Annotated in this window: 24 protein-coding genes and 1 tRNA gene; 13 read left to right on the top strand and 12 right to left on the bottom strand. The window is 70.5% G+C overall.

The window, feature by feature from the left end:
- The 6 genes from H0488_RS23980 to H0488_RS07985 form a co-directional block, all read left to right on the top strand.
- On the top strand, positions 1-475 hold a 475-nt coding region (locus H0488_RS23980; RefSeq protein ID WP_376768459.1), incomplete at its 5' end, for a protoporphyrinogen/coproporphyrinogen oxidase.
- A 121-nt stretch (positions 476-596) separates the two neighbouring features.
- Positions 597-1,247, top strand: coding sequence for a hydrogen peroxide-dependent heme synthase (hemQ, locus tag H0488_RS08005; protein ID WP_246371615.1), 651 nt, complete (start codon positions 597-599; stop codon positions 1,245-1,247).
- Positions 1,248-1,300: 53 nt separating this feature from the next.
- Positions 1,301-1,744, top strand: coding sequence for a peptide-methionine (R)-S-oxide reductase MsrB (gene msrB, locus H0488_RS08000; protein ID WP_183098757.1), 444 nt, complete (start codon positions 1,301-1,303; stop codon positions 1,742-1,744).
- 76 nt (positions 1,745-1,820) lie between these two features.
- Positions 1,821-2,519, top strand: coding sequence for a hypothetical protein (locus tag H0488_RS07995; RefSeq protein WP_183098756.1), 699 nt, complete (start codon positions 1,821-1,823; stop codon positions 2,517-2,519).
- A 44-nt stretch (positions 2,520-2,563) separates the two neighbouring features.
- A complete protein-coding gene (locus tag H0488_RS07990) occupies positions 2,564-3,652 on the top strand; it encodes a DNA polymerase domain-containing protein (RefSeq protein WP_183098755.1) in 1,089 nt (362 codons plus the stop codon).
- Positions 3,649-4,185, top strand: a complete 537-nt coding sequence (locus H0488_RS07985) for a mycothiol transferase (RefSeq protein WP_312856250.1) — start codon at positions 3,649-3,651, stop codon at positions 4,183-4,185. The genes H0488_RS07990 and H0488_RS07985 overlap by 4 nt, the downstream gene beginning before the upstream one ends.
- 13 nt (positions 4,186-4,198) lie before the next feature.
- On the opposite strand, the gene H0488_RS07980 is transcribed toward H0488_RS07985, so the two are convergent.
- The 7 genes from H0488_RS07980 to pdxY form a co-directional block, all read right to left on the bottom strand.
- On the bottom strand, positions 4,199-4,459 hold the full coding sequence (locus tag H0488_RS07980) for a hypothetical protein (protein WP_183098754.1): 261 nt from the start codon (positions 4,457-4,459) through the stop codon (positions 4,199-4,201).
- 57 nt (positions 4,460-4,516) lie between these two features.
- Positions 4,517-5,065: a hypothetical protein gene (locus H0488_RS07975; RefSeq protein WP_183098753.1), complete on the bottom strand. Its 549-nt coding sequence runs from the start codon at positions 5,063-5,065 to the stop codon at positions 4,517-4,519.
- A 60-nt stretch (positions 5,066-5,125) separates the two neighbouring features.
- The gene (locus H0488_RS07970) at positions 5,126-6,265 is read right to left on the bottom strand and encodes an ATP-dependent DNA ligase (protein WP_183098752.1); all 1,140 of its coding nucleotides are present in this window, start codon (positions 6,263-6,265) and stop codon (positions 5,126-5,128) included.
- A gap of 11 nt (positions 6,266-6,276) precedes the next feature.
- Positions 6,277-7,506, bottom strand: a complete 1,230-nt coding sequence (locus H0488_RS07965) for a DUF4032 domain-containing protein (protein ID WP_183098751.1) — start codon at positions 7,504-7,506, stop codon at positions 6,277-6,279.
- A gap of 31 nt (positions 7,507-7,537) precedes the next feature.
- Entirely contained in the window at positions 7,538-7,972 is a 435-nt protein-coding gene (soxR, locus tag H0488_RS07960) for a redox-sensitive transcriptional activator SoxR (protein WP_183098750.1), read from the bottom strand.
- Between the two features lie 49 nt (positions 7,973-8,021).
- A tRNA-Thr gene (locus tag H0488_RS07955) sits at positions 8,022-8,097 on the bottom strand.
- A gap of 33 nt (positions 8,098-8,130) precedes the next feature.
- Entirely contained in the window at positions 8,131-8,979 is an 849-nt protein-coding gene (gene pdxY, locus H0488_RS07950; protein WP_183098749.1) for a pyridoxal kinase PdxY, read from the bottom strand.
- A 140-nt stretch (positions 8,980-9,119) separates the two neighbouring features.
- Here pdxY and H0488_RS07945 point away from each other — a divergent pair, with 140 nt between their 5' ends.
- Together H0488_RS07945 and H0488_RS07940 are read left to right on the top strand one after the other, a co-directional pair.
- Positions 9,120-10,772, top strand: coding sequence for a GMC family oxidoreductase (locus H0488_RS07945; protein ID WP_183098748.1), 1,653 nt, complete (start codon positions 9,120-9,122; stop codon positions 10,770-10,772).
- Positions 10,769-12,340 (top strand): succinic semialdehyde dehydrogenase, encoded by a 1,572-nt coding sequence (locus tag H0488_RS07940; RefSeq protein ID WP_183098747.1) that lies wholly within the window; start codon positions 10,769-10,771, stop codon positions 12,338-12,340. Before H0488_RS07945 ends, H0488_RS07940 begins: the two co-directional genes overlap by 4 nt.
- A 43-nt stretch (positions 12,341-12,383) precedes the next feature.
- Here H0488_RS07940 and H0488_RS07935 read toward each other — a convergent pair whose 3' ends face one another.
- Positions 12,384-12,827, bottom strand: coding sequence for an Hsp20/alpha crystallin family protein (locus tag H0488_RS07935; protein WP_183098746.1), 444 nt, complete (start codon positions 12,825-12,827; stop codon positions 12,384-12,386).
- Positions 12,828-12,935: 108 nt separating this feature from the next.
- Between H0488_RS07935 and H0488_RS07930 the strand changes: the two genes are divergently transcribed.
- On the top strand, positions 12,936-13,223 hold the full coding sequence (locus H0488_RS07930; protein ID WP_183098768.1) for a MerR family transcriptional regulator: 288 nt from the start codon (positions 12,936-12,938) through the stop codon (positions 13,221-13,223).
- Positions 13,224-13,241: 18 nt separating this feature from the next.
- On the opposite strand, the gene H0488_RS07925 is transcribed toward H0488_RS07930, so the two are convergent.
- Together H0488_RS07925 and H0488_RS07920 are read right to left on the bottom strand one after the other, a co-directional pair.
- The gene (locus H0488_RS07925; protein WP_183098745.1) at positions 13,242-14,036 is read right to left on the bottom strand and encodes a dioxygenase family protein; all 795 of its coding nucleotides are present in this window, start codon (positions 14,034-14,036) and stop codon (positions 13,242-13,244) included.
- 28 nt (positions 14,037-14,064) lie between these two features.
- Entirely contained in the window at positions 14,065-14,730 is a 666-nt protein-coding gene (locus H0488_RS07920; RefSeq protein WP_183098767.1) for a uracil-DNA glycosylase, read from the bottom strand.
- A 69-nt stretch (positions 14,731-14,799) separates the two neighbouring features.
- On the opposite strand from H0488_RS07920, the gene H0488_RS07915 reads away from it, so the two are divergent.
- Positions 14,800-15,084, top strand: a complete 285-nt coding sequence (locus H0488_RS07915) for a GNAT family N-acetyltransferase (RefSeq protein WP_183098744.1) — start codon at positions 14,800-14,802, stop codon at positions 15,082-15,084.
- 288 nt (positions 15,085-15,372) lie between these two features.
- Here H0488_RS07915 and H0488_RS07910 read toward each other — a convergent pair whose 3' ends face one another.
- Both H0488_RS07910 and H0488_RS07905 read right to left on the bottom strand, forming a co-directional pair.
- Complete coding sequence (locus tag H0488_RS07910) at positions 15,373-16,566, bottom strand: alpha/beta fold hydrolase (protein WP_220794322.1); 1,194 nt, start codon at positions 16,564-16,566, stop codon at positions 15,373-15,375.
- A 98-nt stretch (positions 16,567-16,664) separates the two neighbouring features.
- On the bottom strand, positions 16,665-18,101 hold the full coding sequence (locus H0488_RS07905; RefSeq protein WP_312856249.1) for an alpha,alpha-trehalose-phosphate synthase (UDP-forming): 1,437 nt from the start codon (positions 18,099-18,101) through the stop codon (positions 16,665-16,667).
- 117 nt (positions 18,102-18,218) lie between these two features.
- On the opposite strand from H0488_RS07905, the gene H0488_RS07900 reads away from it, so the two are divergent.
- The 3 genes from H0488_RS07900 to H0488_RS07890 all read left to right on the top strand — a co-directional run bounded on the left by H0488_RS07900 (position 18,219) and on the right by H0488_RS07890 (position 20,030).
- On the top strand, positions 18,219-18,530 hold the full coding sequence (locus tag H0488_RS07900) for a DUF3263 domain-containing protein (RefSeq protein WP_183098742.1): 312 nt from the start codon (positions 18,219-18,221) through the stop codon (positions 18,528-18,530).
- A 4-nt stretch (positions 18,531-18,534) separates the two neighbouring features.
- A complete protein-coding gene (locus H0488_RS07895; protein WP_183098741.1) occupies positions 18,535-19,092 on the top strand; it encodes a LytR C-terminal domain-containing protein in 558 nt (185 codons plus the stop codon).
- 86 nt (positions 19,093-19,178) lie between these two features.
- Positions 19,179-20,030, top strand: a complete 852-nt coding sequence (locus H0488_RS07890) for a trehalose-phosphatase (protein WP_183098740.1) — start codon at positions 19,179-19,181, stop codon at positions 20,028-20,030.
- Positions 20,031-20,222: the final 192 nt, after the last annotated feature.

Genomic DNA, 20,222 nt, shown 5'->3' with positions numbered 1-20,222 from the left:
GCCCGCCCCCGCCCCGGCGGTCGACGTCGGCGCCTCGGGCTTCCTGGTCCCGCCCGTCGACGGCCACGCCGTGAAGGCGGCGACCTTCTCCTTCGCGAAGTGGGACTGGGTCCGCGCGGCCGGAGCCGACGGGGACCTGCTGATCTTCCGCACCTCGCTCGGGAGGCAGGGCGAGGAGGAGTCCCTCCAGGTCCCCGACGAGGACCTCGTCCGGATCTCCCTGGCCGACCTCGAGACCGCGACCGGCCTGACCGCGACGCCGGTCGACGCGACCGTGCAGCGCTGGGGCGGGGGACTCCCGCAGTACGCCGTCGGCCACCTCGACAAGGTCGCCCGGATCCGCGCCGCCGTCGCCGCGGTCCCCGGCCTCGCGGTCTGCGGAGCGGCTTACGACGGCGTCGGCATCGCCGCCTGCATCGCCTCGGCCCACCGGGCTGCTGCCGAGGTTTCTGCCCCCGGCACAATGGAGGCATGAGCGACCCGCAGGCCGACGTCAAGTCCAACGCCGCCAAGATCAACGAGCTCAACGACACGATCCGCTTCACGATGTGGTCGGTCTTCAAGCTCGAGCGCCCGATCGGCACCGACGACGTCGNATGTGGTCGGTCTTCAAGCTCGAGCGCCCGATCGGCCCCGACGACGTCGCCCGCAAGAGCGAGGCGGCCGAGGTCGAGGCGCTGCTCGCCGACCTCGCCGCTGACGACGTGGTCGTCCGCGGCATCTACGACGTCGCCGGGCTCCGCGCCGATGCCGACCTGATGGTCTGGTGGCACGCCGCCACCAGCGACCAGCTGCAGCAGGCATACCACCGGTTGCGTCGGACGGCGTTCGGCAGCCGGCTGGCCCCGGTCTGGTCGCAGATGGCGCTGCACCGACCGGCGGAGTTCAACCGCAGCCACCTGCCGGCCTTCCTCGCCGACGAGCGCGCGCACGCCTACGTCGCGGTCTACCCGTTCGTCCGCTCCTACGAGTGGTACCTCCTCGACGAGACCGAGCGCCGCCGGCTGCTGGCCGAGCACGGCCAGATGGGGCGCGACTACGCCGACGTCCGGGCCAACACGGTGCCGTCGTTCGCGCTCGGCGACTACGAGTGGATCCTCGCCTTCGAGGCCGACGACCTGACCCGCATCGTCGACCTGATGCGTCACCTGCGCGGGTCCGAGACCCGCCGCCACGTGCGCGAGGAGGTGCCGTTCTACACCGGCGCCCGGGTGGAGATCGCCGACCTGGTCGACCGGCTGCCCTGATTCTTTACCTGACGCCGGCGTGAGCCGTGGCGCGCGTGGGTAGCCTCGATCGCATGACCTACAACGTGGAGAAGACCGACGAGGAGTGGAAGGCAGAGCTCACTCCGGAGGAGTACGCCGTGCTCCGCCAGGCCGGCACCGAGCGCGCCTTCAAGGGCGAGTACACCGACACCGAGACCAAGGGCATCTACCGCTGCAAGGCGTGCCAGGCGAAGCTCTTCGAGTCCGACACCAAGTTCCACTCCGGGTGCGGCTGGCCCAGCTTCTACCAGCCGATCAGCGACACGATCGAGTACATCGACGACACCTCGCACGGCATGAAGCGCACCGAGGTCCGGTGCTCCAACTGCGGCTCGCACCTCGGCCACGTCTTTCCCGACGGCTACGGCACGCCGACCGGCGACCGGTACTGCATCAACTCGATCAGCCTGACGCTCGAGCCCATCGAGACGGTTGCTGCGCAACCTCCTCAGGAACCACCCGTCGACGAGGCCTGAACCGGTCACGACTGACCGGTCACTAAAAGGGGCAACCCTGATCCGCCGTACGACGAATCGGCCTAGCGTGTCCGCCATGAACCCGATCTCGTTCCGCCGCGCGCTCGTCGCCACCACGCTCGCCACCGCTACTGTCACCGCCCTGCTGCTGCCTGCCGCGCCGGCCTCCGCCGCGCCCGTGGACGGGAACGTCGGCGCGTTCGGCTACGGCCGGGTCGCCGAGGGATCGGACTGCGTGGTCGATCGCGGTCCCGTCAACGAGAACAAGGAGTTCAGCTCGGACGGCCCGCGGCGCACGTCGAGCGTGGCCCGCAACTTCGTGTCGTCGGCGACGAGTGTCTCCGCCCGCGGCCGGATCGAGAACACCTCCTCGGCCAAGGCCAACGCCAGCGGAGGTGCCCTCGACAGGTTGATCCTGACCGCCGAGCACCTGGTGCGGGTCAACGACGTCGCCGCCTTCGACTGCGGCTTCGGGGTGCTCGCGGACACGCAGACCAGCGCCGACTTCCGGGTCCGGCGCAACGGCCGGGTCCGGATCGACTGGGACCGCGGCAACGCCGGCCAGATCGAGCAGATCTTCGTGTCCCGCGAGGGTGTCGTGGTCGTCGACCGGATCCGCCCGAACGCCCACGGCCACCTGGTCTTCAACGTCGTGCCCGGTCGTTACGACGTGTTCGTCCAGTTCGTGACCCGGGCCAACGAGAACGACATCCCGGGCGGCACCACCCTCACCAAGCGGGCCGACTTCAAGGTGGTCGCCGACTTCCGTCGCTGAGCGCCGGTCGGTGCCGGTCCGTGCCGGCGGTTAGGGTCGTCGGCATGGCGAAGACCGCTGCCGTCGAGGTCCAGGCGGGCGACCGCGCGGTGCGCATCTCCAGCCCCGACCGGGTGATCTACGAGGCCACCGAACGGACGCCGGAGGTCACCAAGGTGATGGTGGCCGAGTACGTCGTCAGCGTGGCCGATGGTCTGATGCGGGCGCTGCGGGACCGGCCGACCGCGCTGGAGCGGTGGCCGAACGGCGTACGCGAAGGCTTCCAGCTCGCCACCGGTCCGTGGGACAAGGACGCCGAGGCGTTCTACCAGAAGCGGGTGCCGAAGGGGGCGCCCGACTACCTCGAGTCGGTGGAGATCACGTTCCCGTCCGGGCGCACCGCCCAGGAGATCTGCCCGACCGAGATCGCGGTGCCGGTGTGGTGCGCCCAGATGGGCGCGTTGACCTTCCACCCGTGGCCGGTCCGCCGGGCCGACGTCGACCGGCCCGACGAGCTGAGGATCGACCTCGACCCGCAACCCGGCACCACCTTCGCCGATGCCGTCCGGGTCGCCGGGGTCGCCCGGGAGGTGCTCGAGGAGCTCGGCCTCCGCGGCTACCCGAAGACGTCGGGCAACCGCGGCATCCACATCTACGTGCGGATCGAGCCGCTCTGGTCGTTCGAGGAGGTCCGGCACGCGGCGATCGGCTTCGGGCGCGAGCTGGAGCGCCGCGACGGCGGCGTGACCACCGCGTGGTGGAAGGAGGAACGGGGCGAGCGGATCTTCGTCGACTTCAACCAGAACAACCGCGACCGGACCATCGCTTCGGCCTACTCGCTGCGCCCGATCCCCGGGGCTCCGGTGTCGACGCCCGTGACCTGGGACGAGCTGGCCGATCTCACCGACCCGCGGGAGTTCAACCTGTTCACCGTGCCCGACCGGGTGGCCGACGGCGACCCGTGGGCGACCATCGACGACGACGCGTTCTCGCTCGAGCCGCTGCTGCGGCTGTGGGACGAGCTGCCCGGCGGCGAGCTGAACTTCCCGCCCGACTACCCGAAGATGCCCGGCGAGCCGCCGCGGGTGCAGCCGAGCAAGAAGGTCGCCGAGCACTGGGACGCCGACGGCAACTGGATCGGACCAGAGCGGTGAGCGAGGACAACCGGATGGCGCGCAACAGCGAGGAGCCGCCGAAGACCGGTCCGGTCGGTGCCGAGCGCTGGGCCGACTACCTCGACTGGGTGCGCAGCGAGCTGATCCGCGGCGTGCTCGGCCTCACCCCGGACCAGCAGCGCCTGGCGCAGGTGCCATCCGCCTGGACCCCGCTCGAGCTGCTGAACCACGTGCTCCACATGGAGCAGCGCTGGTTCGTCTGGGGCTTCCTCGGCGAACCCGTCGCCGATCCGTGGGGCGACTGGGACGTCGCGGAGCCGTGGGCCGACGGCGTCGACGGGCGGTGGCGGGTGCCGGACGGTGTGACGGCTGCCGCGATCGCCGACCGGGTGGGGGCGAACGGTGCGCGCACCCGGGAGGTGCTGGCGTCGTACCCGTTGGACACGGTCGGCTCGACCGGCGGTCGCTTCTCGTCGGACCCGCCGACGCTGGAGTGGATCTGCTTCCACGTGCTCGCCGAGTACGCCCGGCACGCCGGGCACCTCGACATTGTGGTCGAGCTCGGCGGCTGACGCCGGCTGCTGCTCAGAGCCCCCGGACGACCGCGAGCTCGCACAGCCGGGCGAGGTCGTCGCGCAGGGCCCGGTCGAGGCTGGGGACGGACTCGTCGAGCATCAGCTGCGCAGCGCACCGGGCTGCGCGGCCGCGGTGGCTGACGTCCAGGTCCGGCATCATCGCGACGACCTCCTCGCAGAGGTCGACCGCGAGGTCGGACTCCGCGGCCGTGAGGCTGCTCGCGGCGAGCATCTCGAAGAGCCGCAGGTCGAGCGTGTGGCGGGCCGTCATGCACCACCAACGATCGTCGGCTCCCGACCGTTACGAGGTGCCCGCGGCGAACCGGGCTCAGACGCCGGTGATGCCTTCACCACCGCCGGCCTGCTCGTCGAAGGTCTCGTGCTCGAGGAGGTGCAGGACGGGCACGCCGAGCTTGCGGCGGGCGCGGGACGTCCAGTCGACGTGGAAGAACTCGGCGACGATGTGCGGCCGGGTGAGGACGATCGCCTCGCGTCCGTCGACCTCCGCGACCTTGGCGGCGAGCGCGTCGACCGGCGGGTCGGTGACGACCGCCGCGCTGCCCACCTCCGCTCCTGCTCCGCGCAGGCAACCGGTCGTCACGTCGAGGTCCTGGTCGGCCTGGTCGCGCTGCTCCTCGCGGAGCGCCGCCAGGTCGTCGGGGCTGGGGGTCATCGGCGGCGCCAGCAGATCGGCCCCTCCGATCGCACCGAGCGAGGCCTCCACCGCGGCCGCTGCGTCCACCAGCGGCAGCAGCACGTGATAGACGACATGGGCGTCGAAGTCCTCGTGCAACGAGCGCACCTGGGCCGCATCGGCGGCGGTCAGGGGCTGCTCGACGAGGAGGACGACGTCGTACCTCTCAGGTGCGTTCTCCATGTACAAGGTTTACACCCACGGGGCCTTGGTTTCGAGGCTCCGCGCTGCGCTCGACGCACCTCAACCTGCAGCCGGGCCGCCGAGGACGTCGGAGAGGTCGTAGGAGACCGGCTGCTCGAGCTGGTCGTAGCCGCACGACTCCGGGTCGCGATCGTCGCGCCAGCGCTTGAAGTGGGCGGTGTGCCGGAAACGGCGCCCCTCCATGGCGTCGTACTTGACCTCGAGCACGCGCTCGGGGCGCAGCGGGGTGAACGACAGGTCCTTGCCCTGGCTCCAGCGGCTCTGCGTGCCCGGCTGGCGGCCGGGGTTGGCCACCAGGAACTCCTGCCAGCGCCCCCACGGGTGCTCCTCGATCGGGACGACGAGCGCCTGCATCTCCTGCCACAGCTCGGCCCGGCGTGCCTCCGTGAAGCTGGCGCTGACGCCGACGTGCTGCAGCTCGCCGTCGTCGTACAGGCCGAGCAGCAGGCTACCGAGGAGCGGTCGCTCGGGCGTGCTGGTCTTGTGCTCGCGCATCCCGGCGACCACGACGTCAGCGGTGCGCTCGTGCTTGATCTTGAGCATGGTGCGGGCGTTCGGCTGGTACGGCGCACCCATCGGCTTCGCCACCACGCCGTCCAGGCCGGCACCCTCGAACTGGTGGAACCAGCGCTCCGCCACCGCCGGGTCGCGGCTGGTGCGGGTCAGGTGGCACGGGCCCTCGGCGCCGAGCCCGGCGAGCGCCTGCTCGAGGGCGGCGCGACGCTCGGCGAACGGCCGGTCGACGTACGACGTGTCGTCGAGCGCGAGCAGGTCGAACGCGACGAAGCTGGCCGGTGTCTTCTCGGCGAGCATGTCGATCCGGCTCTTGGCCGGGTGGATCCGCTCCTGCAGCACCTCGAACTCCAGACGTCGCTTCGCGCCGTCCTTGCTGAGCGCCACGAAGATCTCGCCGTCGAGCACGCACCGGGCGGGCAGCTGGTCGCGGGCGGCGACGACCAGCTCGGGGAAGTAGCGGGTGAGCGGCTTGGTGTTGCGGCTGGTCAGCTCGACCTCGTCGCCGTCCTTGAACAGCAGGCAGCGGAAGCCGTCCCACTTCGGCTCGAAGCTCAGGCCGAGCCCGCCGTAGGTGCCGTCGGGGTCGAAGTCCGCCGGGTCGGGCACGCCCTTCACCGCCTTGGCGAGCATGGGCTGGACGGGCGGCATCACGGGCAGGTCCACGAACGGTGAGACTAGTCCGCGGTCACCAACTCATCGGGTCGCTCGGGGAGCACGTTGGCGATGTAGTCGGCGGCGGACTCGAAGATGTCGACCTCGTGGCCGGCCCGCTCCGACAGGAACCAGCGGTGCACGAGCACCTCGTGGAAGAACTCGGGAGGCTCGAGCTTGGCGCGGTGCTCCGCCGGCAGCATCGCGACGAGCGGGTCGTAGACCGTGGTGAGCCACTGGTTGGCGACGATCGCCCGGTCCTCACGGCCGAGGTCGTGGTGCGCGGTGAAGGCCGCGAGGTCGTTGAGGAGCCGCCGGGCCTGGGCGTCCTCGACCCCGAGTCCGGTCAGCGCCTGGAGCTCGCGGCAGTGGTGGCCCGCCTCGACGACCTTCGGCTGGATCCGCACCGTGTCGCCGCCGAGGTCGGTCACGATGTCGAGCTCGTCGACGTCGAACCCGAGCTCGTTGAGCCGTTCGATGCGCTGCTCGATCCGCCACATCTCGGCGGTCCCGAACTCCTCGGCCTCGGTCAGCTCCCGCCACAACGCGTCGTAGCGCTCCGCCAGCAGGTCGACGATCTCGTGCGCCCGCACGTCGGGATCGAGCTCCTCGCCGGCCTGGAGGTCGAGCAGCTCGGCGAAGACGTTCTCTCCGGCGACGGTGAGGTCGTACTCACGCATCCGGGGGGCGAGGCTCTCCTTCAGCTCACCGGTCTCGGCGTCGACCAGGTAGGCCGCGAACCCACCCGCGCTGCGGCGGAAGAGCACGTTGGAGAGGGAGACGTCGCCCCAGTAGAAGTCGGTGAGGTGCAGCCGCACGAGGAGTACGACGAGCGCGTCGACGAGCTCCGGCAGGTTCTCGGCACCGAGCCCGTGCCGGAACAGGCTGCGGTAGGGCAGCGAGAACTGGAGGTGCTCGGTGACGAGCGCGGCCGGGAGCTCCTCGCCGTCCGCGTCGACGCGGCCGGTGACGACGGCCATCGGCACCACGGTCGGGAGATCCATCCGGCGCAGGTCACGCAGGAGCCGGTACTCGCGCAGCGCGATGTCCGGCTCCGTCTCCTTCACCGCCAGCGTCTGGCGGCCGGCCCGCACGATCCGCACCACGTGCCGGGACAGCCCGCGCGGCAGCGGCACGACGTACTCCTCGGGCCACTCGGCCAGGGGAGTCGCCCAGGGCAGCTGGAGCAGGGCCGTCTTCTGGTCGATCGAGGAAGCCGGCCCGACCCGGCTGGCGACGACGTGCAGCGCCATGGTCGGACCCTACGCCGTCGCCGCCGCTGCCTCACGGCTCCAGCAGCACGGCGCCCTTGCCGCCGTGCTCGCCGGCGACGTCTCCCGGGTTCATGAGCGCGCAGCTCTTCATGCTGAGGCAGCCGCACCCGATGCAGCTGTCGAGCCGCTGCTGGAGCAGCCGGATCCTGCGGACCTGCTCCTCGAGGCGAGGCTTCCAGTCCCTGCTGATCCGGTGCCAGTCGGCCTTCGTCGGTGTCCGGTTGTCGGGCAGCGTCGACAGTGCCTCCGCCGTCTCCTCGAGGCTCAGCCCGACCCGCTGCGCCGCCTTGATGAACGCGACGCGGCGAAGCGTCGACTGCTCGTAGCGACGCTGGTTGCCCGTGGTGCGCGTCGAGTGCACCAGGCCCCTCTCCTCGTAGAACCGGATCGCGCTGGTCGCCACCCCCGCGCGCTCGGCGAGCTGTCCGATGGTCAGCAGGGTCATGCGGCCCATCGTGGCTGGAGTCCGTGCAACCTTCAAGTGTCATTGAAGTTGGAGCCGGTGACAGGAATCGAACCCGCGACATTCTCTTTACAAGAGAGACGCTCTACCAACTGAGCTACACCGGCGGATCGCCTCAGCGAGGCGCGCGGCAATCGTAGTCAGCGAAGCCGGCGGGCTGCGAACCGAGCGGGCGGATGAGCGATGGCGTCCTGGGCGGCGACGATCTGGAGCTCCCGGGCGCCGGCCGCCAGCGTCGCCTCGAGTACGGCGAACACCGAGCTGGTCGTGCGCTCCGCGGCGATCGCGGGCGAGCCCGTGTCCAGCAGGTGCGCGAGATAGAGCGCGGCCGTCAGGTCGCCACCGCCGCTGGGGGTGATCGGCAGCAGGGGAGTGGTGACCGACCAGGCGCCCTCGTCGGACACCGCGACCACGTCGAGGGTGTCGTCGACCCCCGGGTAGCGCACCGAGGTGACCAGCACGTGGCGCGGTCCGCGCTCCCGCAGCTGGTCGGCCGCGGCCACCACCTCCTCCGGCGAGGTCGTGGTGCGTCCGGTCAGGAAGTCGAGCTCGAACTGGTTGGGCGTCAGGATGTCGGCGCGCGGCACGACCTCGTCGCGGAGGAACTCCGGGATCCCGGGTCGCACGAAGATGCCGCGCCCCACGTCGCCGATGACGGGGTCGCAGCAGTAGACCGCGCCGGGGCTGAGCTCCTTGACCTGGGCGACCGCGTCGAGGACGACGTGGCCCATGGCGGGGTCTCCCAGGTAGCCGGACAGCACCGCGTCCGCCGTACCGAGGACGCCGCGGTCGGCGAGGCCAACGATCACCTCGCGCACGTCCGCGGGCGCGAGCAGCGGTCCGCGCCAGTCGCCGTACCCGGTGTGGTTGGAGAAGTGCACGGTCAGCACCGGCCACACCTCGTGCCCGAGCCGCTGGAGCGGGAAGACCGCGGCGGAGTTGCCGACGTGCCCGTACGCCACCGAGGACTGGATGGACAGCACCTTCACCCGACCATCATCGCCTTGGTTTCGAGGCTCGCGTCGCTCACACCTCAACCAGCGGCGACGGCGGCGAATATGAAACCCTTTCGTCGACAAACTAGAACGCGTTACAGTTGTCCGACCGCCGTTCGTCGAAGGGGACACACATGGCCAAGCGCAGGGAGCCGCGCAGCAACGAAGCCGACTACGTCGTTGTCGGGTCCGGGAGCTCCGGATCGATCGTCGCGGCCCGGCTGGCCGAGTCGGGGGCCAGCGTCATCATGCTGGAGGCCGGCAAGTCGGACGAGCAGATGCTCACCAAGATCCCCGGGATGATCGGCCCGATGCACGCGGAGCCGAAGATCAAGAAGCTCAACGACTGGGGCTTCTACTCGGTGCCGCAGGAGGGCCTCGACGGCCGGAAGATGCCGACCCCGCGCGGCAAGGTGCTCGGCGGCTCGAGCTCGGTCAACGGCATGGTCTACGTGCGCGGCAACCGCGCCAACTACGACTCCTGGGCGGCCGAGGGCAACACCGGCTGGAGTGCCGACGAGGTCAACCCGGCGTTCAAGCGCTACGAGGACTTCGAGGACGGCGAGAACGAGTACCGCGGCGCGGGCGGACCGATCAAGATCACGCGCTGCAAGACCCCGCAGGACGCCACCGCGCAGTTCATCCAGGCCACCGCCGACACCCTCGGCGTCAAGATCCTCGACGACTACAACGCCGCCGAGCAGGAGGGCATCGCCCGGATGCAGCAGAACGCTGCGAACGGACTGCGCTACTCCTCCGCGCGCGGCTACGTGCACCACCTCGCGCCCCCGACGCTCGAGGTGCAGACGCGGGTGCAGGCCACGAAGATCGTGATCGAGAACGGCCGGGCCGTCGGTGTCGAGGTCGCCGACCTCGACAAGACCGGCACCGTGGCCACCACCCGGCGGCTGATCCGCGCCGGCAAGGAGGTCATCGTCTCCGCCGGCTTCATCGGAAGCCCGCAGCTGCTCATGCTCTCCGGGATCGGGCACGCCGACCACCTCGCAGCAGTCGGCATCGACTGCCTCGCGGAGCTCCCGGTGGGCGACAACCTGCACGACCACCTGTTCCATCCTCTGACGTTCCACGTCCCGACGGTCACCCACCGGGGCACGCCCATCTACTTCGGCAAGGGCCTGATCAAGGAGAAGGTCAGGGGCGGCTCGTTCCTCGCCAACTCGGTCTTCGAGTCGGTCGGCTTCGTGCGCACGTCGTTCGCCGGCGACGGTCCGCCGGACCTGCAGCTGCACATGCTGCCGTGGTCGTACCCGACCCCCAACCAGGACGCTCCGATCCGGCACCAGGTCGATCCCCGGCCGAGCATGAGTGTCTTCTCGACCCTGATCTACCCGCGCAGCCGCGGCACGATCCGTCTCGCTTCTTCCGAGCCGCTGGCCGCGCCGCTCATCGACTACGGGTTCTTCCGCGAGAAGGACGACATCGAGGTGCTCGCCGAGGGCACCGAGATGATCCGCGAGATCATGGCCAGCGCCGCGTTCGGCGGCACGGTCAAGGAGGAGATCCACCCGGGTCCGGCGCTCAAGGGCACCGAGCTCCGCGAGGCTCTCAAGATGCGCTCCACCTCGGTCTACCACGGCGTCGGCACCTGCCGGATGGGCGTCGACGAGCGGGCCGTGGTCGGGCCCGACCTGAAGGTGCGCGGCATCGAGGGCCTGCGGGTCGCGGACGCCTCGATCATGCCGTCGATCACCGGCGGCAACACCAACGCGCCGTGCTACATGATCGGCGAGAAGGCCGCCGAGATCATCCTGGGAGAGCAGGGGTGACGACGCCGACCCGTCCAGTCGGACTCACCGACGACTTCCTCGAGCGCCTCGTCGCTCGCGTCCCCGGATCGACGGGCGCGACCTGGAAGCTCACCGAGGTCTACACCGGCGAGGTGCTCGTCGAGCTGCCGCAGTCGACGCCCGAGGACATCGAGCGGGCGTTCCACGAGGCCCGCGTCGCCCAGCGGCTGTGGGCGCAGTGGCCGTTGAAGAAGCGACTCGAGGTCTTCGAGCGGGCGCACACGCTGCTCATCGACAACGCGCTCACCACGACCGACCTGCTCCAGGCGGAGAGCGGCAAGAACCGGCGGATGGCGGTCGAGGAGACCTGCGACCCGCCGATGATCATCAGCCACTACCTCAAGCGCGCACCGAAGGTGCTCGCGTCGAAGAAGCGCGGTGGACCGGTCCCGTTCCTCTCCACCTCCACCGAGGTGCACGTGCCCAAGGGCGTGGTCGGGATCATCGCCCCCTGGAACTTCCCGTTCGCCACCGGCCTGTCCGACGCGATCCCGGCGCTGATCGCCGGCAACGCGGTGGTCGTGAAGCCGGACAACAAGACGGCGCTCAGCCCGCTGTTCGGCATCAGCCTGCTCGAGGAGGCAGGCCTGCCGAAAGGGCTCTTCCAGGTCGTGTGCGGCGAGGGTCCTGACATCGGCCCCACCCTCATCGACAACGCCGACTACATCATGTTCACCGGATCCACCGCGACCGGACGGGTCATCGGCGAGCGCGCCGGGCGCAACCTGATCGGCTGCTGCCTCGAGCTCGGCGGCAAGAACCCGATGATCGTGCTCGACGACCTCGACGACGAGGCTGTCGACGAGTGGGTCGAGTCCGCGGTCTTCGGCGCGTTCGGCAACACCGGCCAGATCTGCATGCACATCGAGCGGATCTACCTCCCCGAGAGCCGGTACGACGAGCTGCGCGACGCCTTCGTGAAGCGGGCCGCCAGCCTCACGATCGGGGCGGCGTACGACTTCGGTCCCGACATCGGCAGCCTGGTCTCGCCCGACCACCGCGACCGCGTCGCCTCGCACGTCGAGGACGCCGTCGCCAAGGGCGCGACCGTCCTCACCGGCGGCCGGGCGCGACCCGACATCGGTCCGGCCTTCTTCGAGCCGACCGTGCTCGAGGGGGTCACCAAGGACATGCTCGCCGGGAGGACGGAGACCTTCGGCCCGGTCGTCGGCCTCTACCGCTACCGGACCGTCGACGAGGCGGTGAAGCTCGCGAACGACACGGAGTACGGCCTCAACGCGTCGGTGTGGGGCGGCGACATCGCCCGCGCCGAGGAGATCGCCGCACGGATCGAGTCCGGCAACGTCAACATCAACGACGCGCTCGCCACGGCGTACGCCTCGAAGGGCACGCCCTCGGGCGGAGTCAAGAACTCCGGCGTCGGCGCCCGGCACGGCGACCAGGGTCTGCTCAAGTACACCGACGTCAAGAACGTCGCGGTCCTGAAGAAGCAGGTGCTGGGTGCGCGCCCGGGTCAGGACTACGACGCCTACGTCAAGCAGATGCTCAGCTCGCTGAAGCTGATGCGACGACTCCGGGTGCGCTGAGGGTCGGACCCGGCCGAGCGCGTCGGCCGGGTCCGAAGCGCGCTCAGGCCTCGATCGCGTGGGCCTCGGCCGTCGGCGCGGTGCCGGCGATCTCGATCTTGCGCGGCTTCGCGCGCTCGGCGACGGGTACGACGAGCCGCAGCACGCCGCCCTCGTAGCCCGCCTCGATCCGCTCGAGGTCGAGGTTGTCGCCCAGCACCAGCTGGCGGCTGAACTGCCCGTGGGTGCGCTCGGACGCGAGCCGCTGCCAGTCGCCGTTGCCGGCGATGCGCTCGGCCCGCACGGTCAGCACGTTGCGCTCGACGTCGATGTCGATGCTGTCGCGCTTCACGCCGGGCAGGTCGAACTCGATGACGAAGCGGTCACCCTCGCGCCAAGCGTCCATCGGCATGACCGCGGGCCGGTTGGTGGTGCCGGATGCGGTGCCGAGCAGCTGGCCGGCCAAGCGGTCGAAGTCACGGAACGGGTCGGTGGTTCGCAGCAACATGGTTCCTCCTTCGTGTCGGTCGGACCGTGGTCCGACGCCTCTAAGACCTATAACGCTGGTTATAGATTATCTGTTCCGATAGAGTCAAGCCGGATGGAGGTGGAACCGATGGCCGCTGAGCAGGTGCGGGGCGTCTACGCGATCTCGGTCGCAGCCGACCTGGTCTCGATGGAGATCCAGAACCTGCGGGTCTACGAGCGCCGTGGCCTGGTCGCACCCGCGCGGAGCGCGGGAGGTTCCCGTCTCTACAGCCGCGCCGACATCCAGCGGCTCCACCGGATCCGCGACCTGCTCGCCGAGGGCCTCAACCTCGCCGGCATCGCCCGGGTGCTCGAGCTCGAGGCAGAGGTCGAACGGTTGCGTGCGGAGAATGCGCGTATGAGGCGCAAAGCCTGATCCTTGATCTCGGCGCGCTCAGGCAACCTGGAGCGAGCGCTTCGACAGGCCCATCCAGAAGCCGTCGATGACCTGGGTGCCGGCTGCGGCCGGGTCGGTCGCGGTGCCGAGCGTGACGAACAGCGGGCTGTAGTGCTCGACGGTCGGGTGGGCGTAGGGCATCCCCGGCGCCTTCGCGAGGTACGACGCCAGCTCGTCCACGTCGCCGCGCGCCATGGCCTCGGCTGCCCACTGGTCGAAGTCGGCGGACCACTGCGGGACGGCCGCCTCGATCCGGAACTCCTTGAGGAACGGCAGCCCGTGGGTGAGGAAGCCGGAGCCGATGATGAGCACGCCCTCGTCGCGGAGCGGTCGGAGCCGCTCGCCCAGCTTGAGCAGCCGTTCGGGGTCGTGGGTCGGCAGCGACATCTGCAGCACCGGGATGTCCGCGTCGGGGTACATGATCTTGAGCGGCACCCAGGCGCCGTGGTCGAGGCCGCGCGAGGTGTGCTGGTGCACCGGCTCGGTGTCCGGCATCAGCTTGGCGATCCGCTCGGCGAACGCCGTGGCGTCGGGGGTGCGGTAGGTCATCCGGTAGTACTTCGGGTCGAACCCGCCGAAGTCGTAGACCAGCTCGGCGCCGCTGGCGCTGAGGGAGACCGGGGCCGACTCCCAGTGCGCGCTCACGATGAGGATGGCCTTGGGGCGCGGGAGGTCCGCGGCCCAGGCCGCGAGCTGGCCGGACCAGATCGGGTCGTCGAGCAGCGGCGGCGCGCCGTGCCCGATGTAGAGGGCCGGCATCCGCTCGCTGGTGGTCTCGGTTCCTGCGGTCATGACTACCTCAATAGTTGAGACTTCAACTTTATTCCGTCGGAAGCGCCCAGTCGACCGGCTGTCCACCGCGTTCGACCAGCAGCTGGTTGACCCGGCTGAACGGGCGGGACCCGAAGAACCCGCGGCTCGCCGACAGGGGAGACGGGTGCGCGGACTCCACCCACGGGATCGGGCCGAGGTGCGGCTTGAGCGTCCCCGCGTCCCGCCCCCACAGGATGGCCGCGATCGGCGCACCGCCCTGCGCCCGCCGTACGACGGCGTCGATCGCGCACGCCGTGACGTGCTCCCAACCCTTGCCGCGGTGCGACGCGGGCTGGCCGGGCTGCACGGTGAGCACGCGGTTGAGCAGCATCACGCCCTGCTCGGTCCATGCCGTCAGGTCGCCGTGCGGCGGCGGCGTGACGCCGACGTCGTTGGCGAGCTCCTGGTAGATGTTGGTGAGGCTGCGCGGGATCGGCCGGACGTGGGCGTCGACCGCGAAGCAGAGGCCGATCGGATGACCGGGCGTCGGGTAGGGGTCCTGGCCGACGATCAGCACCCGTATGTCGGCGAGCGGTCGGCGGAACGCACGGAAGACGTGGTCGCCGGCCGGCAGGTAGGACCGGCCCGCGGCCAGCTCTGCGCGGAGGAACTCGCCCATCGCGGCGACCCGGTCGTCGACCGGCGCCAGCGCCTCCGCCCAGTCCGGCGCCATCAGTCCCTTGTCGACGAGTCCCGCGAGCGCGCTCACGGCGCCATTGTTCCCTGCACCTAGGCTCGCTCCATGAGCGACACCCAGGTGACGAACAACCCCGAACGCAGCCGGTTCGAGATCCACACCGCGGACGGTCGGCTGGCCGGCTTCGCCGAGTACCGCGCCGGCGACGGTGTGCGCGACTTCGTGCACACCGTGGTCAAGGACGAGTTCGAGGGGCAGGGCATCGGCGGCAAGCTCGCCCGTGGTGCCCTCGACGCGACCCGTGACGACGGCCTCCGCGTGATCGCGACCTGTCCGTTCATCAAGGGCTGGATCGGCAAGCACCCCGACTACCAGGACCTCGTGGCCTGACGACCCTTCCCGGCCCGAAAAACCACTAACGGCGCCCCTCTCCCTCCCAGGGGCGCCGCCATGTGGCTAGCTCCGACGCGGGCCTCGAGGGAGTTTGCTGGACCACCGTGCAGCGCAAGAAGCGCCAGCACTGGTGGGCTCCCTCCAGAGTTTCCTCGAAGCCCGCGTCGGTGAAACCAACAGTAGAAGTCCGGTGCCCCCTCGCGGATCGGGCAGGCGGTCCGTCCCTCTAGTCAGAATTGACTAGGCGCGGGATCGCGGCCGCCCCGCCGCGGAGCCAGGACGCGGCTACTTCTTGAGGGCGCGGGAAGCGGCCGAGGAGTGGCGGCGGGAGCGGTTGGTGCCGATCGCGGTCGCACCGCCGGCGGCCTTCGCGGCCGGCTTCCTGGCCGGCTCCTGGGCCGGCTCCTTGGCCTCGGTCGACCACTGGGTGATCCACTCGTCCATCACCACCCACGTGGTGTTGCGCGCGGCCCGGCCGGTGAGCATGCCGAGGTGTCCGCCGGGCACGATCTCGAAGCGCACCTCGGGCGACCCGGTCAGCAGCGCGGAGACGGCCTTGACCGCGGGGACCGGGGCGATGCCGTCGGTCGATCCGCCGAAGACCAGCACCGGCACCTTGATGTCGGCCAACCGGATGGTGCGGTCGTCGAGGTCGAACTCTCCCCCTGCGAGCTGGTTGCCCTTCGCGAACCGGTGGTAGAGCTGCCCGAACGTGCGGCCGGGGTAGGCGATCATGTTGTCCGTGAACCGGTCGACCGCCTCGATCTGGGCGAGGAACTCGGTGTCGTCGATGTGGCTGGCCAGCGCGAGCGGCTTGGTCACCATCTTCTGGAACGACGACAGCTGGAACGCCCACTTCACCACCGGCTTCGGCGCACCGCCGAGCAGCTGGTAGCCCTTGGTGATCGGGCCCTTGCCGTTGAACCAGTTGAGCAGCGGCCGCAGCGGCGCGACCAGCGGCACGAGCGACACGTCGATCGGCGAGCCGACCGCGGTCAGCGACGCGATCGGCAGGTCAGGCTGGTCGGCGGCCGCGAGCAGCGAGAAGATGCCGCCCAGGCTCCAGCCGATCACGTGCACCGGACGGCCGCCGGCGTGGGCGGAGACCTCCCGGATGGCGGTCGGCACCACCTCGTCGATCCAGTGCTCCATGCCGAGGTTGCGGTCGCGGAACGAGACCTCGCCGTACTCCACGAGGTACGTCGGCCGCCCCCCGGTCACGAAGTGCTCCACCAGCGAGCAGCCCCGGCGCAGGTCGTAGCAGATCGCCGGCGCCGCGAGCGGTGTCACCAGGAGCACCGGGTCGCCGGTCTCCTTGACGGTGCCGGACGGGCGGTAGTGGTAGACCTCGCGGAGGGTCCCGTCATCGATCAGGGTGCGCGGCATCGGGCGCAGGTCGGCGAGGCCGCCGTAGAGCATCTTGTGCGCCACGTTGCTGGCCGCGGACACGACCTGATCAGGCTTCGGGATCAGATCCATGGGCGAAAGTTACCTCTCCGGAGGTGGCTTCCGCAGGGCCGTCCAGGGCACGGTGCCGCTGCCGGTCAGGGCCCGGTCATGGTCTGGCCCGGTTCTGGTCAGGACTTGGTGGCCGGATGGGGGTTCTTCGTGTGGACGCCGACGTCCTCGAGCTGGGTCATGAAGCTGGCCGCCCAGGCCTTCACGTCGTGCTGCCTGATGGTCCTGCGCATCGCCCGCATCCGTCGCCCGACCTCCTTCTGGTCGGCCTGGTAGGCCTCGAGGAGCGCGGACTTCATGCCGTTGATGTCGTAGGGGTTCACCAGCCAGGCCTGCTTCAGCTCCTCGGCGGCTCCGGCGAACTCCGAGAGCACGAGCGCGCCGTCGTCCTCGACCCGGCAGGCGACGTACTCCTTGCAGACCAGGTTCATGCCGTCGCGGTACGGCGTGACCACCATGATGTCGGCGGCGCGGTAGAGCGCGGCCATCTCCTCGCGGGGGTAGGAGGTGTGGAGGTAGCTGATGGCCGGGCGCCCGATCCGGCCGAGGTCGCCGTTGATCCGGCCGACCAGGCGCTCGATGTCGTCGCGCAGGATGCGGTACTCCTCGACCTGCTCGCGGGACGGCACGGCGACCTGGACGAAGACCGCGTCCTCGACGTCGAAGTGGCCCTCGTGCATGAGCTCGCTGAACGCGCGGAGACGGGCGTAGATGCCCTTGGTGTAGTCGAGCCGGTCGATCCCGAGGAAGATCCGGCGCGGGTTGCCGAGCGCCTCCCGCAGCGCCTTCGCCCGCTCCACGACCTCGGGCGAGCGGGCGAGCTCCTCGAAGCCGGCGGAGTCGATCGAGATCGGGAACGCGGCGGCCCGGACCGTGCGGCCGTCAGGGAGGTAGACCAGGTCGCGGTGCGTCTTATGGCCGACCCGCTGCCGGACCAGCCGGACGAAGTTGGCCGCGGCCTCGGGCAGCTGGAAACCGATCAGGTCGGCGCCGAGCAGGCCTTCGAGGATCTGCCGCCGCCAGGGCAGCTGCTGGAACAGCTCGGCCGGCGGGAACGGGATGTGGAGGTAGAACCCGATCCGGAGGTCGGGGCGGAGGTCGCGCAGCATCTGCGGGACCAGCTGCAGCTGGTAGTCGTGGACCCAGACGGTGCCGTTCTTCGCGGCGAGCTCTGCGGCCTTCGCGGCGAACCGGCGGTTGACGTTGACGTACTCGTCCCACCACTCGCGGTGGAACGCCGGCTTGGCGACGACGTCGTGGTAGAGCGGCCAGATGGTCGCGTTGGAGAAGCCCTCGTAGTGGCCCTCGATCTCGTCCTGGGACATCGACATCGGGACCAGCGAGAGCCCCTCGTCCTCGAACGGCTTCAGCTTCTGGCCGGCGCCGCCGGGCCAGCCGATCCAGACCCCGCCGCCGTGGGTGCGCATGACGGGCTCGATGGCCGCGACCAAGCCGCCGGGCGACTTTCGCCAGGCCTGTCGGCCGGACGGAAGGGTGACCCGGTCGACGGGGAGCCGGTTGGCGACGATCACGAGGTCGTGGCGCACGTCAGTCACCTTAGTGGTGCGATCCTGAGCCGATTGGTCGCAACACGTCGGCGGTCCGAATGACATCGGTGTGATTCGACGTCTACAGTAGGAGTCAGACCACTGTCGACATCGGGGGAGAAGAGCATGGACCCGCAGCCGAGCATCCCGGCCGCTGAGTCGTCCGCAGCCCTGGGGACGACCGCGGGCGAGCTCAGCGACCGCGACGGAGAGATCCTGGAGTTCGAGCGCCAGTGGTGGAAGTACGCCGGCGCCAAGGAGACCGCGGTCCGCGAGAAGTTCGACATGAGCGCCACCCGCTACTACCAGGTCCTCAACGCCCTCATCGACCGGCCGGAGGCGCTCGCCGCCGACCCGCTGCTCGTCCGGCGGCTCCGCCGGTTGCGCTCCCAGCGGCAGCGGCAGCGGTCCGCCCGCCGGCTGGGCTTCGAGGTCTGACCCCATGAGCAGCCGCGACCAGCGGGGCGCCGTACTGCCGTCGCCCGTCGTCTGGCTCAGCATCATCGCGGTCGTCGTCGCGGCCGTCGCCTTCGTCGCCACCCGCGGCGAGGAGCGCAAGGAGCGCGAGATCACCACGTCGTCCTCCTCTGCCGACGAGACGACCGACCAGACCGACCAGGCCGGGACCACCGACGGCGAGGACGACGAGACGTCCGCCGGCACCACCGACGACCCGGCCGAGAGCGAGACCCCGGAGGAGCCGAAGAAGACCAAGAAGCCGGTCGACCGCAGCGAGCACGGCGTGGTGGTCTTCAACAACACGAGCACCGCGGGGCTCGCCGGTGAGGTCCTCACCCGGGTCCAGGAGATCGGCTGGCGGGCCGTGGCGGCCGACAACTGGTACGGCACCATCCCGGCGACCACGGTCTACTTCCCGCCCGGCCAACGCGATGCCGCCCAGAAGCTCGCGCTCGACCTGGGCATCCAGCGCCTCGTGCCCGCCGATCCGGCCATGAGCGACACCAACCTGACCGTGATCCTCACCGGCGCGCTGGGGTAGGTCCGGACCAGGTCCCGTTCCCCGGGATCGGAGTGAGATTGATCCCGCCGGGCGCGGTTCGTCGCGTTCCGTGATTGGCTGGACGCGTGCAGTTCTCGTCGTTGGAGGGTGAGCATCGCTACTCGGACCTCGTCCGGGTAGCCGACCGTACGGTGGTCGGGCTCGACTTCGACGGCACCCTCTCGCCGATCGTCGACGACCCGGCACGCGCGCACATCCACCCCGATGCGGCCGAGGTCCTGGTCCAGCTCGCGCCGCACGTGGCGGCGATCGCCGTGATCACCGGCCGCCCCGCGCGTCAGGCGCTGGACCTCGGCGGGCTCGAGGAGGTGGGGGACGCGATCCAGGCCGCGGGCCGCGAGCTCTATCTCTTCGGTCAGTACGGCAACGAGCGGTGGACCTCGCGCCACCGGCGGATCATCGGACCGCGCCCGCCCCGCGGGTTGGCGACGTTCGAGCGCGACCTGCCCCGGACCCTGCGCCTCGCCGACGCGTCCGACGCCTACGTCGAGGACAAGGGCCTCGCGGTCGCGGTCCACACCCGCCGGCTGCCCGACCCGCAGGGCGCCTTCGAGCGGCTGCTGCCGCCGCTGCGGGCGCTGGCCGGCCGACACGGCATGGTGATCGAGCCGGGCCGCAACGTGATCGAGGTCCGCTCGCCCGGCGCCCACAAGGGCATGGTGGTCGAGCGGCTCGTCGCCGAGCTGGACGCCCGCGGCTTCCTCTTCGCCGGCGACGACCTCGGCGACCTCGAGGCGTTCGAGGCGGTCGCCGACCTCGCCAAGCAGGGCCTGGCCGCCCTCCGCGTCTGCTCCGCATCGCAGGAGCAGAGCGCTCTGCTGCCGCTCGCCGACGTCGTGGTCAAGGGTCCGGCCGGGGTGGTCGGACTGCTGCGGCAGCTGCGGCTCGACATCATGCAGAGCGCCGCGCAGGGCTGATCGCGTCCAGCCCGGTCAGGTCGACCCCGGATCGGGGAGCGCAGCCCGGCGACGCACGAGATGAGCGCGCTCGGCGTCGTTGGCGCACAGCGCGATCGCCGTGTCGTACGACGTGCGCGCGCCCGCGTGGTCGCCCAGCCGGAGGAGGAGCTCGGCGCGGGCCGCCGGCAGCCGGTGCCCCGGGAGGGCGAC

Source organism: Nocardioides pelophilus (genome assembly GCF_014180685.1).
Classification (GTDB): Bacteria; Actinomycetota; Actinomycetes; order Propionibacteriales; family Nocardioidaceae; genus Nocardioides; species Nocardioides pelophilus.
The sequence above is the reverse complement of the archived record's forward strand: the minus strand, read 5'-3'. Positions and strand labels throughout refer to the sequence as shown.